Genomic DNA, 17592 nt, shown 5'->3' with positions numbered 1-17592 from the left:
CGAAGATAGTCATATCTTGGTCTTCTCACCTATCCACCCTGACATGGCCAATTTTGCCCAACGCACTAAGGCTTATCCTGATGCACGCTTATTTGAGATCGTCAGGGAAGCAGAAAAATACGCCCCCGAAGCGGTTGTCGCCGCAACCGCAGAAATTGAACGGCGGGGGCTGAACGACGATGATTTCGCCCCCCAAAAGGTCTCCAGGCCATTTAGTAAGGTTGGGAAAATGGTAACGGGTCTCGCGCGCCCCGCAACCACGAAAAAGCCCGACGATGTAATTGACTGGGCGGACAATCCGGTTCAGGAAACCGAAACCGGCCGGCCTTATTTCCAATGGCTGCTGCTTGTTTCTGCAGCGATGGTCCTTATCGCGATTTACAGCCAGTACGATTACATAAAGTTTCATTTCAGCGGTCAATCCCGCGGAGTCGATGCCACCCTTATTGTTTCTCTTCTTAGCACTGTTTTACAGCTTGCAGTTTTGGCAGCCCTCTGGCTGGGTAAGCGAATCGGGTACCAGTTTACCGCAGGGATTGCGGCCTATACGATCGCCAGTTTCATTGGTGCTACAATATATTCCTTCCGCATGCTCAGCGAGCAGGGTTTCTCGCTGAGAGACATCGTTGTCGGTTCGCTGCAAGTAGAATCATTTCTTCTGCTCTGCCTCGCTATAGCTTCCATATGGCTGTTGCAGCGCAACGAACTGCGCAGCAAATTCGGCGTTTCGCAACAGGGCCTCACCGTTGCGCTAGCCGTGGGCGCCGGAATTGCGTTCATAATTTATGTGGGTGTTTTTGCTGTCATCTAGAGGCTGCGCAAGCAGGTGCAGGCGCGGCCGCAGGTGCAAAGTCGGTTTAACTGGTTACGCCCCCCCCATTTAACCTTCGTCCGCACTGCTGAACGCCGTATCTTTCCCCAATGAAGTACCTCCAGTTCATCCTGCTTGCCCTGCTCCTTTCAACCTGCTCTGAACCTGCGTCTGCGCCCGAAAACGATGCCATGCCTGTTACAGCCACGCCCCCAACCCCCAAACCCGTGCTTGACCTGAAGGCCGCCAACAACCTGGCTGATCTTCCGCTCTCCTGCATCCAGCACGAATACCCCAACAAACTGGGGCAGACCGTTGGCAGCAAAGACGACCTCGGGGAACCAAGCGCACTCCACCCCGCATTTTATGGTTGTTTCGACTGGCACAGCGCCGTTCACGGTCACTGGTCGCTCATCGCCCTGCTGAAGGATTTCCCCGCGCTGGAACGCGCCGGCGAAGCCCGTAAGATGCTCGCCCAAAACCTCTCCCCCGCCAACATCGCCGCCGAAGTAGCTTACTTCGAACGCGCTACCGAAAAAAGCTACGAACGCACCTACGGCTGGGCCTGGCTCCTCAAACTCGACGAAGAACTGCTCACCTGGGATGATCCCCTCGCACGCGAACTCCACACCAACCTCCAACCCCTGACGGACCTCATCGCCGCGCGCTACCTCGACTTTCTGCCCAAACTGAACTACGCCATCCGCACCGGCGAGCACCCCAACACGGCCTTCGGCCTTGCCTTCGCCTACGACTACGCGCTGGCGGCCGACAAGGCCGCCCTCCTTCAGGAAATCAACACCACCGCCCGTCGCTTTTACCTCGACGATACCGACTGCCCCATCAGCTGGGAACCCGGAGGCTACGATTTCCTCAGCCCCTGCCTCGAAGAGATCGACATTATGCGCCGGGTGCTCCCCGCAGACGAGTTCCACCCCTGGCTGGCTGATTTCCTGCCGCCCCTGACCAAGCCCGGCTACCAACTCGCCGTAGGCGAAGTCTCCGACCGAACCGACGGCAAACTCGTTCACCTCGACGGGCTCAACTTCAGCCGGGCGTGGGTTCTCTACGGCCTTGCCCGCCAGTACCCCGATCAGTACGGTCATCTCGAAAACCTGGCCAACGCTCACGCCAGTTACTCCCTGCCCAATCTGGTTGGCGACAGCTACGAAGGCGGACACTGGCTCGGGTCTTTCGCGATTTACGCCATGCGCCAATAAGTAGGAATACAGCAAAATTCACCCGCTTTGAGATCTCCACGAACCATACTCACCTACGGCCCCGATGCCCTGCTCCTGCAGTGGGAGCAACGGATCGCCCCGGACATCAGTGCCGGCGTTCACGCCTGGGCAGCGGCCATCAGCGGGAACGTAGCGGTACGGGAATGCGTACCGGCTTATGCGTCTTTGCTCGTCCGGTTTGCCCCTCGGCTGATCTCTGCCTATGACTTACAGGAATTCATCCTTGCCCTGAAACCGGAAAGCAAAAAAAACGATCAGCACCTGCACCACCAACTTCCGGTTTGTTACGACGGGCCTGACCTGCAGGAAGTAGCCAGCCTTCTCGGCTTATCTCCCGAACGGGTCATCCAGCTGCACACCAGCCAGAAATACCTCGTTTATCAAATAGGTTTCCGGCCGGGCTTCGGCTTTCTGGGCCAGACGCTAACGGAACTTGAGGTTGCGCGGCGCTCAGCGCCGCGTGCCCGGGTTCCTGCCGGATCGGTCGGCATTGCCGGCCGGCAAACCGGAATCTACCCCAGCGAAAGCCCGGGGGGCTGGCAACTCATCGGCCGGTGCCCTGTCCCCCTCTTACGGGCGGGAGATCAACCCGCGCTTCTCCGGGCCGGAGATACGGTACAGTTTCGCCCGGTTTCCCTTCCCGAATTCAACGACCTGCTCAACTCTCCTGCTCCATGGCCGAAACGCTGACCCTTACTTGCCTCAAACCGGGCGGTGGCGCCTACGTAGTCGACGGCGGCCGGCCCGGTCACCGGGCCATCGGAGTACCAACCGGCGGCCCGGCCGATGGCCGGGCAATGGCCGAAGCCAACCGCCTCCTGGGCCGCAACCCCAACGCAACCTGTCTGGAAACCACCATCACCGGAGGTCGGTGGTTGCTCAGCGGCAGCGGCCAGCTGGCCATCACCGGATCGGACATGACCTGGCGGCTCAACGGCAGAGTGCTGGAGACCTACTCGGTACTTTACCACGAAGGCGACGGCTTACTGACCAGCCTGCCCGCTCGCAAGGGGCTGAGGAGTTACCTGGCCATCAACGGCCACTGGCAATTGCCCCACGCCCTCGGAAGTGCAGAAACGGGTCTGCCCGGAATTCCCCGCGTCGCGGCCGGCTGGTCGGTCGATATCCGGTGGGACGTAGCGGCGGGCTACCAAACGGACCTCGATGTTTACCAGCACCTCCCCGACGAAGCTTTCGTTCTCCCGGTAATTCCCGGCCCGGAATGGAACTGGCTGAACAAACAACAACAGGCAAAACTCCTCTCCTACGACTTCAGGGTCGGGAACAGGAGCAACCGCCAGGGCATCCGGCTGGAACACCCGGACTTCAAAGCGATGGGCTTGCCGTCCATGATCAGCTCTCCGGTTATGCCGGGCACCGTTCAGCTAACGCCGGAAGGGCCGATCCTGCTGGGCCCCGACGCGCAGACGGTGGGCGGTTACCCACGGGTGTTACTGGTGGAAAACCCGAAAGAACTGGCGGTTGCTTTTCAGGTAGGCATTGCTCAGCACATCAGGCTGAAGTAAACCCGGGGCCCTGCCCACTAAAAACGCCCGTACCACCCACAAAGGGCGATCGGGCGTGGGAAATTAACTCAGGGTATAAAAGAATCTGGACTGAACGTTTCGCCCAATTTCGGGCTTGCCCAGGGGCAGCACAAATACACATTCGTCGTATTGTTGAAACAACCTGGCGCTTACGCAGGTGCAATGACCGCATTTTTAAACATCGTCCTGGCCCAAAACAAGCGTTAGAGTTTAAGAGCAATCAATGCGGCTACCCTTCACCTCAAGCTTTTTTTGTACCTGCGGCCGCGCCCGGGGAAGTAATGGATAGTGCCGGTCATGCAGCACTATCCACTACTTTTCACCCGCGGCCTACTGCTTAACGAACCCGGCCCGGCCGCGCGCCCGACCGGCATCGTCGAGCAGCAGCAATAAGTAGTAGCCTGCTGGCAAATGCTTAAGGTTCCAGCCGTTGGCGGCGCTGGCGTAATTGGTTCGCGATAATTCACGACCGTAGAGATCGGTTACCGTCAGGATATCATCAGCCGATGCTTCCGCTGCGGGCATCCGCACGTTCAGGAGGCCATCCGTTGGGCTGGGGAATACCGACAGCGCAACCTGCTGCGCAAACGCAGCGCGGGTACTTACCGGCAACCCGTCTTTAGCGATTACATGGCGGCTCACGTTGGTCAGGATCGGCTCGTTGAAGTCGAAGTAAATAGCCGCGTCGTTGAGGATCACATCTCCGCTCACCAGCGACGGATCGTGGTCGATGCTGAAGTTAACGACGCCCTGGCTACCGGCCAGATTGCGCGAGCTGTCTGGCAGCAAGATGTTCTCAAACACGAAGGTCAGTACCCGGTGGGTATCCAGGGTAGCGGTGTAATCGTGGCTGGAGGCGCCTAATTTCAGCGTCGCCAGGTCTAGTGATTCAGCGATCGTATCCCGGATGACAACGGTAAAGGCAGTATCCGTTCCGGTGTTCTGGAAACGAATGGCGTAATCGAGCCGCGTACCCTCATGGATGTTGTTGCCATTAAAGCCGAGCGGGTAACCATTCTTGTCGTTAGGGTCATAGCTACCTACATTTTCGCGGCAGACCACCGTGGTTGTCCGTTGACCATTCTGAAGCGGAAGGATGTTGGTAAAGCCGGTAGTGAAGGTGTTGCCGCCAATGATTTCACAGCCCTCAATCACGGCCGTCGGCATGGAGTCTGCCGGAGCGTTGGGCTCCTGATTGGTGATCACGTGGTAGGTGCCGCCCGTAGCCGGAACGGTGATTGGCATCGCTTCGTTGGGCGCCAGCAGACCGTTGGTAAACGGTGTTGGCGACAGCATAATGCCGTCCTCAACGATGATGTAACTCAGGGGGACGCTCATTTGCTCGTCGCCAATGTTAGTCACCAGGAAGGTTACGCTGTCTCCGTCGCAACCGAGGGCATCGACGGTGACGAGGGCTCCGTTCCAGTTTTCAACTTCGCCGCAGGGTGCATCCGGCTTGATGTTTGCCTCCACACAGTGTGCCTGGCCGAGTACTGCGTCGCAACTCACCACAAAGAACAACAGAATCCTGCCGGAACTGAAGGGTGGCAGATCGCCCAGTTGAAAAATGAGCGTGTTGCCATCGCGGGTAAAATCTTCGTTGGCCGTAACGTTGACGAAGAAATCATCGAGCGTTACAACGAGTTCGGCGTCTTCGGCGGTGACGGCACCAACGTTCTCGTATTCCACCCAGGCGTTGGAGCTGAAACAACGGCGCAAAAACGGCATGGAAACGTCGGTGGTGAGTTGCGGGCAGTCGTCCGTAACGGGCAAGAATATGTTGATGCCGGTAACCGGGCTGTTGCCCAGCGTTACGGATACGGGCGGAGAGCAGGTACCGAACGGCGCGCCCACATTGAGGGTAGGCTCAATCACATAGGTACCAAGCGGCAGATCGGCCGACCAATTGCCCTGCGCATCGGAGATGGTATAGTACACATCACCCGTAAGGTCCGTCAGCATAATGACGTAACTCGGCACGGCGGTATCCTCCGCGTCCAGGTCGCAATCTGCCGCCTGGTCGATCCACAGACTACCCGATATGCTGCTACATCCCGGAAAATCCTCAACGAAGAAACTCCGTACCACGGTGTCACATTCCGTTGTCACTGTTAGCTGATACAGACCGGGTTCGGGCGTACAGATGAACTGAAAAGGGTTTTGATTAGCGATTTGGTTGAACTCATCGCTGGGCCCTTCCCACAGAATGGTGAAATCTAAGTCAGAGTTCGGGCTCAGGGTTGTTTCCAGGCCAAAACACGTTTGCTCTGTGCAGGCAGAGTCCTGAACATACTCATAAACCTCAATGAAATGATCGTCGAGATCATTACTGATAACGGACGCCCAACCAGTGATGGCACAACCAGCATCGTTGGTAGCCCGGAGCTGATAAAATCCGGTTCGACTTGCATAAAACGAGGGGCTGTCAATAATCTCGTTTTGCTGCCCGAACCACTGATAAGTAAATCCTGCGATGATCGTATCCGGTTCCACCAACACAGAATCTGAATCACATGGCAAAATGAATTCGCCCCCGAAAAAGGAAAGGCTGTCGTTATTATCGTTGAATACATCCAGCCCGGCTTCTCCTTCGCAGCCGTTGATCGGATCCGTGACCAGAACCCAGTAAAATTCTCCTCCCACTACGTTCGAGATCGACTGGGTTGTGGCTCCGTTAGACCACAGGTAGCTATATGCCACCCCATCGCTACCGAATGCTTCGGCCGTCAGGGTAATTCCATCTTCTCCGAAACATGAAGTACCCTCCTGAAAGATGGTTACGTCTAAACCGTTAAACTCGGTGACGAAAAACAAACTACTGTTGTTACAGCCGTCTGAATCGCTGAGAGACACCCGGTAAGGGCCAGGCGTGAGGTCTTCAAAGCGAAGCATCTCAGGCGCATCAACGACGAGGCTACTATCCACCTCGTTGGTGGTCGCGTTGAACAATTCGACCGTAATGGGAAAAGTGGGGCCAAGGACGTCTACCACAAGTACTTCGGCATCTCCGCAGACCAGGCGTTCACCATAGATACTTGCGACCAGGCTGTCGCACTGCGGCACAGCCCACCCTGCGTCGTAGTTGGTTTCCGTAGTTCCACCCTGCAGAAAAAACCAATCGGTAGAGTTGTTGTTAAGCCGGAAGTCGCTATCCGCTCCCCGGTCATCTCCCTCCTGAAAGAAAGTCAGGGGAAGCCCCTCTCCTCCTTCAATCACCATCCGGTATTCCCCTTCCTGCAGGTTGTCAAACCGGAATATGCCACCGTTAGCGACATCTACCTGTGCGAACTGGTTGGGTTGCCCCGTTGTTCCGATGAGGGTCACAACAGCATCGACGGGAACGTCTTCGCCCGGGTCTTGCAAACCGTTATTGTTGTCGTCCCGCCAACTGCGCCCCACAATACTTGAGCAGAAATGCGGTTCGGCAAAGAACTCCGTCTCCGCAGTACATCCGTTTGCATCAGTCATGATTACCTCGTAAAATCCTATATCAAAGAATTCGCTCAGGGCTGGGCTCAAAGGCGTAAGAGTACGAGAATAAACAGTACCGAAACTGGAAGTCACGACTACCTCTACGGGCCAGTTGGGGTTAAGTGGCATCAGGTTCCATATTTCGCCGGTCTCGCAGAAGAAAATCTCCTCCTGAAAAACCTGAATACTGAAATCATCACAGTCGTTAACCACACAATCTGCTTCAATCCGGTCAATTACGGTAAAGCAAGCGCCATCCGTATCATCCTGAAAGAGAACGTTTTCCGCTGTAGTACCGGGTAATGGGCCAACGGTGTAGATAAACCCCGTGTTGTACTGCCCGCTGACGTTGAAAGTCGGTGAAGTCCAAAGAGAGTCACCGTTCCCCTCCACGGTAAACCGAACGTAAAAGCTCGGGCCACCGGCATCGGAACATATCGTTTCGATGATGTTGACGTCGATGGTACACTGAGCGGATAGGTTAGAGGCGAGGCCGCAGGTGCAGAGAAAGGATAAGAAAAGCAGGGTTATGTAACGCATGGGATATGATTATTGGCAACGTTTAGTGGAAGACAGTCTCTCCCACGTTACAATAATCAGGATTCAACCACAAGTAGCCAAGGACACTTTTTTAATTTTGTTGAAACTAAAATAAATTAAACTGTTCATCATACTACCTAAAAACGTCACCAAACACCTTTAAAATGAATTGATTGTTTAATCTATTTATTTTCACCCCTGCAAATGGGAAGAAAATAATTGCCTTTCCTCGTTCGGAAAGTGCGTACCGGGCTGATTTAGCCGGAGGGTTGCGGCCCGGAAGGCGGGGAATTCCCCAAAAACCCGTATAGCACCTGCGTTCGCGCCCCGTAATCGTTGCTATCGTAAGATAAGGTATAATTCGCTTTTATTCATCGTTCCGGCAGCCCCGTCTTTAGCCGTCAACTAAAAACAGCAAGAGCTGCGAAAGACTTTTCTTCCGCAGCTCTTGCCAGACAAATAACACGAACGCTTACTGAGCGATTACGAATCCTGCGCGGCCCTTAGGGCGGCCCGCTTCGTCGTGCACAACAACGAGGTAGTAACCTGCAGGCAACGACCGGACATCCCATCCTGAACCGATCTGGCCGTAGGTGGTCTGCGCCAACTGGCTGCCGTAGAGATCGGTCACAGACAGTACATCGCTGAACTGAACGTCGTTATTGGGTATCTCCAGCTGCAGCACTCCGTTGGAGGGGTTCGGGTACACCCGCAGACTGACCTCCTGCGCGCGCAGCGCGCGGACACCAACGGGCAGGCCTTCGATGTCGATGCGATGGCTGCTCGTATTAGTGATCACCGGCTCGTTGAAGTCGAAGTAAATCGCGGCATTGTTGAAGATGTAATCTCCGGGTTCCAGCTCGGGGCTGTGGTCGATGGTGAAGTTCACTACTCCTTGACTGGCGAGCAGGTTTACGTTGCTGTCGGGAAGCATGATGTTGGCAAAGGTAAAGGTTACCACCCGCTGACTATCGATGCTGACGGTGTAATCGTGGCTGGAGGCCCCGGCCTTGAAAGTGCTCAGATCAAGCGCATGGCTGATCGTATCCCGAATAACTACGTTGAAAGCTGTATCTGTTCCTGTGTTCTGGAAACGGATAGCGTACCGCAGTTCGGTTCCTTCGGCGATGTTGTTTTCTGCTCCGAACCCGAGAGGGTAACCATTCTTATCGTTGGGATCGTACGCGCCTACGTTCTCGAGGCAAACGACGGCTTCCGACGGGAAGCCATTGCCCAGAGAGAGGATGTTGGCAAAACCGGTTGTACCTCCGTTTACCGGGCTGGTCGAACAGCCTTCGATCATAGCCGTAGGCGTAACCGAAGCGGGAGCGTTGGGCTCCTGATTGGTGATCACCTGGTAGGTTTGTCCGTTAGCTGGCAAAGAGATGGTAAATACTTCATCGGGGCCGAGTTCCTCTTCAATCTGGGGCTGAGGCGTCATCATGATTCCGTCTTCCACCACTACGTAGCTCAGGGGAACCGACATAGGGTTGTCTCCGATGTTTGCAATCCGGAACGTTACTTCGTCTCCATCACAACTGCCGGGGTCGACACTCACCAGGGCACCGTTCCAGTCTTCCGGTGGCGTACAGATGTCGTTGGGCGTAATTTCTGCCTCGAGGCAGTGGGCCTGACCGAGTTCAGCGTCACAGCTCACCGTGAAATTGAAGTAGATACGGCCGCTGGCGAAGGGCGGCAGGTCACCAAGGTCGAAGGTGTAGGTGTTGCCGTTGACCATGGAGGGTACAATGCTCGGATCCACACCAACGAACATCGGATCCAGCGTCACCACCAACTGCGCATCCTCCGCTATCGCAGAGCCTTCGTTTTCGTACTCGATGTAGGCGCAGCTCAGGAAACAGCGGCGGAGGAAAGGCATGGATACATCCACCGTCAGCAAGGGGCAGCTAATCAGGACCGGCAGGAATACGTCAGCCTGATTGGGTTGCCCGGCAACTACGGTTACTGTAGCGGCAGGATCACACTGCCCGAAAGGACGGGTGGGATCGACCACGGGTGTTACGGTGTACTCTCCCGTTTCTACTTCCTGACCGTACTGTCCGTTTGCATCGGATATTGCGTAGTAATTACGGGTGCCGTCGGTACTGGCGATGTGGACCAGAATACCTGCGGCGGGGAGGTCTCCGGCGTCGAAGCTACAGTTGCCCGCGTCATCGATATAAACGGTACCGTTAAGGTCGGCACATTCCATGCTGGTATTGAGATCGATGGAAAGTGTAGCGGTATCACAAAGTCCTTCTACTACAAGGATAAAAAGTCCGGTTTCTTCGGTACAGAGCCAGCCTCCGTCGGTCTGGTAAACGTTCCCATCGGGCCCGTACCAGGTGAAACTGGCGGAAATATTCTGGTTTGGAGAGCCGGAAACCAAAGGATAGACACACTGACCGAATCCACATTCAGTTGAATCTATTCTTTGCAACGTGATTTGAGGCAGACTTGGCGCAGGAAGCACAATCGCTTCGCCAGACAGTGCACAGTCATGGTCCGGTGAAGTCCCCGTCACAGTATACGTTCCGGTCTCGGTGGCTTCAATGGTGTACCCCGTCAGGGAAATGCCCGAAGGGGAAACCCAGGTGTATTCGTAATCTGTGGAATCACCAACTGAGATGGTTACCGCGTTCCCGTCGCACCCGAGGTAGAAGGGGGAAAAGAAGTCGATGGTTGTACGGACTCCGCTCACCCTCCACCAGACATTGACCGTGCAACCATTCGCATCGGTCACCGTAAGGACGTAATCCTCGCCGGGGCTGGGATCATCACAGTTTACTGAAGTACAAACCGGAAAGAAATCTCCTTCCACTGTCCATTCGTAGGTGTACGGAGCGACACCTCCCTGAACGGATGCCGTAAGAAAGTGGTCGTTCGAATCATCACAACTGCTGCCTACTTCACTGACGGCTACCGTCAGGTCAGATGCCTCTTCAATTACTGCAGTACCTACACTCTCACAACCGGTTGCATCAACAACCGTTACGAAATAGGTACCGGCAGGAACTCCTTGCAGCGTAGCCGTAGTACTCCCGGTGCTCCAAAGAAAGGTAAAAGGAGCCGTTCCGGTCGGATCCGCTGAAATGAAGCCATCAAAACCACCGCTACATATTACATCAATCGTGTTCACAACCACCGAACAGGGAGCAGGGAGAAAACCTCCGTCTATGTTCACCACGGCGTCATCCGCCCCTACGGTGATCGTTTCCGTAGCATAGTCCGGGCTTACATCATTATCCACTGCAGGATCGCTACCAACCTGGTAGGTAGTAGGCGTATTTCCTGCTTGAGGGTCAAAAAGGAGCACGTAATCCCCCGGTACTACATTAGTGAAAAAATAGCCGTTAGCGGTAGTTACCTGGGTGGCGATTACTTCATTAAAATCGGAGGCACTCACCAGGTTCACTTCTACGCCTTCCAGCGCAATTTCGTCGGGATCCCGCAGGCCGTTTTCGATTTCATCGAGCCAGGTAAAGCCGGAGATCGAACCGCAGTCAGCAGATTGCACGATGGTAAACTCTTCCGCTAACGAGCAAGACCCGTTGATCGTTATCGAAGCGATATAGTCGCCGGGAGGGAGATTATCAAATTCAACATAACCAGGAGAAATGGGAATGACACCCTCCCATACTACCACACCGGTCCATCCCAGAACCACGAGAGAATCCACGATTCCGATGTCGGAGGGAGAAACTCCTACACGAATGCCCGATCCGCAGCTACCGGGAGTAGACTCCAGTGTCATCTCGAATCCGAAACAAGGATCGGTCGTATTGCACCCATCCGGGCGTTGCACCAAAACTTCAAAAGTACAGTTGGCATCGACAGCGTCACGAAACACGAGAGAGGTTTCGTGGCCTTCTAATCCATCAAGCTGAAAGATTTCGTCGGTAAAATAACTGCCACTGATGAAGGCACTGTCAATTACCCATCCTTCGTTGCCGGTTCCCTCCACGTCGAAGAGAATACCGTATTCGCCGTTGCCGAGGCAAAAGACGGAATCGACCCGAACATCGATGCACTGCCCGGGCAGCCAGGAGGCAAAGAAGCAAACAAATAAAGCTAGTAGAATACGCATGGGATAAGATTTCGATTGTTTAAAGCGAGGTTGTTCCGCAGAAGAACCTTTTGACCCTACAATGATCAGGGTCTTTCGGGCCTGAACCAAGTACATTTTACCTCCATTGTTGAATCAATTTTGCGCGGCCGCAGGATGCAAGGCACGTTTTAAATAGAATAGTTGTAGAATATTAGCTAATATTGTTGAATCTAAAATCATTCCTGATTGTCCCTCCTCCAACAGATCATCCACAATTTAAGTCCTACGGAAGCAAACCGGGTCACATTATGGCTGTCGGCAGACCTCCACAACCGCAGAGAGGACTGCCGGGTACTCTTCCGCCTGCGCCGGAAAAGTGAGGAATTGCCACCTCCTGAAACCGAGTTTGCCGCTGTCTACCCGGAGGCTCCGGTGTTCGATGCTGCGAGGCATCGTCAGTTGGAGCACCAACTGCTGAAACGGCTGGAAGCCTTCCTGGCCTGGGATACTTTTCACCGCGACGACAACGCGCCCGATGCTTTCCTGATGAAAGCTTACCGGGAACGCGACCTCGACAACCACCGCCGCACCCGCCTGAAACGCTACCGCCCCAGCCCCATCGGCGGCACAGATCGCCTCCACCTCGAATACCAGTTGGCCGTAGATCAGTATGATCTCGACCTCGCCGCCTCCCGCGGCGGTAAAGTAGACTACCTCTCTCCCGAGCACAAGCTCGAGAAGTACATCATCGCGCTTCGTCTCCGGCAGGCATGCATGACCATTGCGCATCAACGCCTCCATAAAACGACCGACAACTACGAGATACCACGCTTTGACCATATCCTGGAAGCCGCCAACCAAAAACCTTACCGCGACGATCCGTTCATCCGGCTGTTCTACCTGGTAGCCAGGCTCCAGCTCGACGAACCGACTGAGGCAGAAACCGCCTTCACCCAGGTCACCGATCAACTGGTTGAGTTCCATCATCAGCTCCCCACCGATGACCGCAGGAACCTGATGCTCATGGCGATCAATTACGGTCTCCGCCGCGCAAACACCGGTTCAGAACCCGCCATCGAAGCAACCTTCGTGCTCTATAAACTCGGGCTGCAGCTGGGCCTTCTGCACGACCGGGGGCGACTCAGCGTTTTCGCCTTCAACAATATTCTGGGGCTGGCCATTCGGCTCAAAGAAATAGACTGGGCTGCCGGATTTCTGGACACTCACCAAAGTCAGCTACCAGAAAAGGGAGGCAGCGAAGTACTCGCTCTGGGCCGAGCCCGGCTTGCCCTGGCCACCGGCCAGGATGGCGAGGCACTTTACCACCTCCAGCAGGCCGACTTCAAAGATTTCATCCACCACCTCACAGCAAGGGTGATGCAACTCAAGATTTACTTCCGGCAAGACAGTTACACGCTCTTGCATTCGCACATCGGCAGCACGAGAAAGCTCCTTACCCGGCGAAAACGCGTTGGCTATCACCTGCAGAATTACCGTAACATTTTCCAGTTGGCAAACGCCGTCATCAGGCTCGCCCCGGGAGACAAGAAGGGCAAAGAGCAGCTAAGGCAAAAAATACTTACCACCGATCCCTGCACCGAGCGCCCGTGGCTGCTCAGTGTACTGGAATAGTGCCGGGCAACCGTGCCTCATAACGTTGCCGGCACCTGCGGCCGCGCCCTGAAAACAATCCGGTGCAAACACTCACTGCGTGGCGGCAGCTCGCTTTCAATCAAACATACACCGTGCTCAATATTTCACGTGCACGGGCCAGGGCCCCGGCATTGTCGTGTACAATTTCGTCGGCCATATCTACCCCGTCGTTCAGGCCGATCAGGTAGCAGCCTGCGGCTTTGGCCGCCTCTCCTCCGGGTTTACTGTCTTCGATGGCGATGCAGGCACCGGCATGGACCCCAAGGCGTTCGGCAGCCAGCAAATAAATATCCGGAGCCGGCTTCATGTTCTTCACATCGGTAGCCGTCACGACGACATTGGTGAACCGATCGAGGCTCAGGGCGGGAATGACGACGTCGGTGTCTGCCCGGCCACTGTTGGTCGCGATGGCGATAGGAAAATGTTCTGCAATTTTACCAAGCTCTTCCGCGACTCCGGGAAATCCCTCCCCTGCGGTTTTCACCAGGTGGTGAAAGCGTTTTTGCTTCCCGTCAATCAGGCCTTGCTGGGTTACCGCGAGTTGGTGTTCCTTGATCACCCAGTCGGCTACTACCCTGTCACTGGTCCCGATCCATTGCTCGAACCAGTGCTCATCGTAATCCAGTTGGTAGTCTTCGTGAAGCATTTCGAGCCAGGCGGAGCAATGTTGGGGCTCGGAATTGGCGAGGGTTCCGTCGAGGTCGCAAAGGAGGGCCAGGTAAGTAGTCATCTTTTTTTTGCTAAGGTAAAACCACCCTTTGGAACGAAGGCAATGAGAAAAGCTCTTATGTAAAAAAACGAAAACGGCCCACAACGCAGGAGCGAAGTGGACCGTCATTAAAAGGTCTATTAATCTTTTACTTGATCAGTATCCGGCGGATGGCGTCAGCGCCCTTGTTTACCAGGGCTCCGCTGGCCTGCGCCTTCACCTGCTCCGTCATAATCTGGATTTTCTCCTGGGCTTTTTTTGCCTGGGCCTGTTGACTCTGGCCAACGAGGAAACCGAAGCTCAGACCACTTAGGGTCAGTAGCACAACAAGAGAAACTGAAAACCAAATTTTATTGCGGGAAGACATGTGGAAGAGGGTTTACTGGATTCGATACGAAAGATAACAAATACTCCATTATTTAACAAGGCCATAACGCCCGAAAGGCCTGTTTATCGACGAACGGTCGGTTAACTTCGACGAAAACGAAGCTTCTGTTCTTCGGAACTCTAGAAGTTCTTCATCACATCAACCAATACCTGCACGCTTTCGATCGGCATAGCATTGTAAATGCTGGCACGGAAGCCACCGACCGAACGGTGCCCGGTGATGCCGACGCAACCTGCGGCAGTAGCTGCCTCAACGAAAGGCTCCAGGTCATCGGGGTTCGTAGGCAGGAAACATACGTTCATCACACTACGGCCGGCACCGGCCTCGACGGACGCTTTGAATTTAGGGTTGCGGTCGATTTCGTCGTAAAGCAACTTCGCTTTGGCTTCGTTCTTCTTCTCCATCGCTTCAACGCCACCCTGCTCTTTCACCCAACGGAGGGTCAGCATAGAGACGTAGATCGGGTAAACGGGAGGGGTATTGAAGCTGGAGTTCTTGGCGATGTGGGTGCGGTAGTCCAGCATAGAAGGAAGCTCACGCTTAACCTTACCGAGGAGGTCTTTGCGGACGATTACGAGAGTAACACCTGCCGGGCCCATGTTTTTTTGTGCTCCAGCGTAGATGACACCGAACTTCTCCAGCGGCAGGCGGCGGCTGAAGATGTCAGATGACATATCGGCAACCAGCGGCGCATCGGTTTCGGGCCACTCTTTGAACTGCGTACCGAAGATGGTATTGTTGCTCGTGATGTGGAGGTACTTAAGCCCGGAAGGAACCTCGATATTTGCCGGGATGTAGTTGTAGTTCTGGTCTTTGCTGCTGGCAACTACCTCTACCCCACCAAACAATTTGGCTTCTTTGATGGCTTTGGCAGACCAGGCACCGGTATCGATGTACCCGGCAGTCTCATCTTCGTTGAGCAGATTCATGGCCGTGAGGTAAAACTCAGAGCTGGCTCCTCCGGTGAGGAAGAGAACAGCGAACTCGTCAGATACGCCCAGTAGCTCACGAACCAGAGATTCGGCTTCGTCGAGAACAGCGACAAAAGGCTTGGAGCGGTGGCTGATCTCGAGGATGGACAGGCCCATGCCTTCGAAATCAGTTACAGCCTCTGCGGCCTGTTTCAGAACTGGAGCGGGGAGGATTGCCGGGCCGGCAAAGAAGTTGTGTTTTTTCATTTTGGATTTGGGGACTGTTGAAAAACGAAGGGCGTATTTTGCCGGAGCGAAAGGTTCCTGAAAAATCTCAGGCTTGATCACTCTGGCGATCCGGCCGCAAAAATAATGCGTTTTTCTCGTCCAAGTTCACCAACATCACAAGGCTTTCGCATCTTTATACTATATACAACCAACCTACCGGCTACTTATGAACCACTTTTTGATCTCCAGAATCCTGCTCTGTGCCCTTGTTGCTCTTACTGCCTTTGCCTGTACACCAAAGGTTGCCGGGCCAGATACCACTACGACCACTACCCCACAAACTACAACTCCCAAACCCGCAACGGATGAGAATCTGAGCCCCTGCGCCAAGTTCTCCGACGCAAGAAACCCCGACGACGCAGAGACCAACTACGTGATCTACCGGCAGATGCTCAAAGCCAAAGAGATGAAGGAGGCCATGAGAACCTGGCGTAAAGTATACGCCACGAGCCCGGCTGCCGACGGAAAACGGGCCACGGTTTACACCGATGGAATCGCGTTCTACAACGATCTCATCAAAGAAATGCCCGCCAATAAAGAAGCATACGGAGACACCATCCTCATGCTTTACCAGGAAGCCCGCCGCTGCTATCCCGGCGACGGTTACATGGCGGCTATTCAGGGCTTCGACAGTTACTACACCTACCCTGGCTCGGCTACAGACGACGAGATCTACGCCCTGTTCAAAGAAAGCATCGAAATCGATGGCGCTGAAAAACTCAATTACTTCGTCATCAACCCGATGTCGAAACTCGTGGTGGAACAACACCGGGAGGGTAAAATCGAGATCGAAGAAGCCAAAATGATCACTACTGCGCTGAAAACCCGCCTTGCCAAAGGAATGGAAGAATGCAGCGGAGCCGGCTGCGAACCGTGGCAGGCCATCGAGAACTACGCTCCGGAAACACTCCGTTATTTCGAAACCGTTCAGGGTTTTTACGACTGCCAGTACTTCATCGATCAGTATTACGCCGACTACAAAGAAGACCCAACGAACTGCGACGCCATCCTCACGGCCTACTCCCGCCTCCGCTACGGAGGATGCGCCGAGGGAACTCCTGAGTTCGACGAACTCAAGCAGGCCTACGAAACCAACTGCCGCGTCGTTGCCTCCGGCCCGTCAGACCTGAAGAAAGCCTTTGATTGCCTTGAGTCGGGAGATTACGACTGCGCCATCGAGAACTTCACCGCTGCCGCAGAAGGCACCGATGACGCCGAGAAAAAGGGACGCTACTACATGTACGTTGCCAAAGTGTACTACAGCCACAAACGCAGCTTCAGCCAGGCACGCTCTTTTGCCCGTAAAGCTGCCGAAGCCGATCCATCCTCCGGCGAGCCGTACATGCTGATCGGCACCTTGTACGCCAGCTCCGGCCCCCTCTGCGGCCCGGGCACCGGGTTCGACTCCCAGATCGTTACCTGGCCCGCTATCGACAAATGGCAACAGGCGAAACGCATCCAGCCCGACCTGGCCGGCAAAGCCAACAACCTCATCAACCGCTACACCCAGTACATGCCTTCGAAATCCGACATCTTCCAGCGGGGAATCAAGGAAGGACAAAGCTTTACCGTCGGCTGTTGGATTCAGGAGACCACCCGGGTAAGAACACCGTAACGACATATTTTTCCGGGCGGGGCCGCAGGTGCAAAAATGGTTGAAGAGGCAAGGCCGCCGCCCGGTCGCCTTCTCCTCTGGTGAACAGTAGGGAAAAGCAACTTCAAGTCGCGTGACTCAACGCACCCGAGCGTCTTCAGCGCACAACTCCCCAATCCGTCGGGGAAGATGTAGTTTTATGCAAACCAAGGCATGAGAACCATCGAAAAGCAATTATAGAAGACAGGACCTTTCCGGAAACCTGCTTTGCACCTGCGATTGCTATGAGATAACCAAAGAAGCTTGCAACTTTCTTTCATACATAACTTTGTTTTCGTGGCAAGCGTAGATCGCTCTACATAGTTTGTTCCGGATAGCATTTAGTACCTGT

General features: G+C 54.7%; 11 protein-coding genes. 6 read left to right on the top strand and 5 right to left on the bottom strand.

The window, feature by feature from the left end; genetic code table 11:
• The first annotated feature begins 43 nt into the window (after window positions 1-43).
• From FUA23_RS20640 to FUA23_RS20625, 4 genes are all read left to right on the top strand, one after another.
• Window positions 44-811 (top strand): hypothetical protein, encoded by a 768-nt coding sequence (locus FUA23_RS20640; RefSeq protein ID WP_147932677.1) that lies wholly within the window; start codon window positions 44-46, stop codon window positions 809-811.
• A gap of 110 nt (window positions 812-921) precedes the next feature.
• Window positions 922-2031, top strand: a complete 1110-nt coding sequence (locus tag FUA23_RS20635) for a DUF2891 domain-containing protein (protein WP_147932676.1) — start codon at window positions 922-924, stop codon at window positions 2029-2031.
• A gap of 27 nt (window positions 2032-2058) precedes the next feature.
• Entirely contained in the window at window positions 2059-2742 is a 684-nt protein-coding gene (gene pxpB / locus FUA23_RS20630; RefSeq protein WP_187271164.1) for a 5-oxoprolinase subunit PxpB, read from the top strand.
• Complete coding sequence (locus FUA23_RS20625; RefSeq protein ID WP_147932674.1) at window positions 2727-3578, top strand: 5-oxoprolinase subunit C family protein; 852 nt, start codon at window positions 2727-2729, stop codon at window positions 3576-3578. Before pxpB ends, FUA23_RS20625 begins: the two co-directional genes overlap by 16 nt.
• A gap of 351 nt (window positions 3579-3929) precedes the next feature.
• Here the strand turns inward: FUA23_RS20625 and FUA23_RS20620 are convergent, their stop codons facing one another.
• Both FUA23_RS20620 and FUA23_RS20615 read right to left on the bottom strand, forming a co-directional pair.
• Window positions 3930-7610, bottom strand: coding sequence for a DUF7619 domain-containing protein (locus FUA23_RS20620; RefSeq protein ID WP_147932673.1), 3681 nt, complete (start codon window positions 7608-7610; stop codon window positions 3930-3932).
• 472 nt (window positions 7611-8082) lie between these two features.
• Window positions 8083-11697, bottom strand: a complete 3615-nt coding sequence (locus tag FUA23_RS20615) for a DUF7619 domain-containing protein (RefSeq protein ID WP_187271163.1) — start codon at window positions 11695-11697, stop codon at window positions 8083-8085.
• Window positions 11698-11904: 207 nt separating this feature from the next.
• Here FUA23_RS20615 and FUA23_RS20610 point away from each other — a divergent pair, with 207 nt between their 5' ends.
• On the top strand, window positions 11905-13290 hold the full coding sequence (locus FUA23_RS20610; protein WP_147932671.1) for a hypothetical protein: 1386 nt from the start codon (window positions 11905-11907) through the stop codon (window positions 13288-13290).
• A 100-nt stretch (window positions 13291-13390) separates the two neighbouring features.
• On the opposite strand, the gene FUA23_RS20605 is transcribed toward FUA23_RS20610, so the two are convergent.
• The 3 genes from FUA23_RS20605 to serC form a co-directional block, all read right to left on the bottom strand.
• Window positions 13391-14041 carry an HAD family hydrolase gene (locus FUA23_RS20605; protein WP_187271162.1) on the bottom strand — a complete coding sequence of 217 codons (651 nt, stop codon included), beginning with the start codon at window positions 14039-14041 and terminating at the stop codon, window positions 13391-13393.
• Between the two features lie 127 nt (window positions 14042-14168).
• Window positions 14169-14387 carry a hypothetical protein gene (locus tag FUA23_RS20600; RefSeq protein WP_147932669.1) on the bottom strand — a complete coding sequence of 73 codons (219 nt, stop codon included), beginning with the start codon at window positions 14385-14387 and terminating at the stop codon, window positions 14169-14171.
• Between the two features lie 140 nt (window positions 14388-14527).
• Entirely contained in the window at window positions 14528-15586 is a 1059-nt protein-coding gene (serC, locus tag FUA23_RS20595; RefSeq protein ID WP_147932668.1) for a 3-phosphoserine/phosphohydroxythreonine transaminase, read from the bottom strand.
• A gap of 187 nt (window positions 15587-15773) precedes the next feature.
• Between serC and FUA23_RS20590 the strand changes: the two genes are divergently transcribed.
• Window positions 15774-17222, top strand: a complete 1449-nt coding sequence (locus FUA23_RS20590) for a tetratricopeptide repeat protein (protein WP_147932667.1) — start codon at window positions 15774-15776, stop codon at window positions 17220-17222.
• Window positions 17223-17592: the final 370 nt, after the last annotated feature.

The organism is Neolewinella aurantiaca (assembly GCF_008014675.1).
Taxonomy (GTDB): domain Bacteria; phylum Bacteroidota; class Bacteroidia; order Chitinophagales; family Saprospiraceae; genus Neolewinella; species Neolewinella aurantiaca.
Note: the sequence above shows the minus strand (reverse complement) of the source record. Positions and strands in the feature narration are given on the sequence as shown.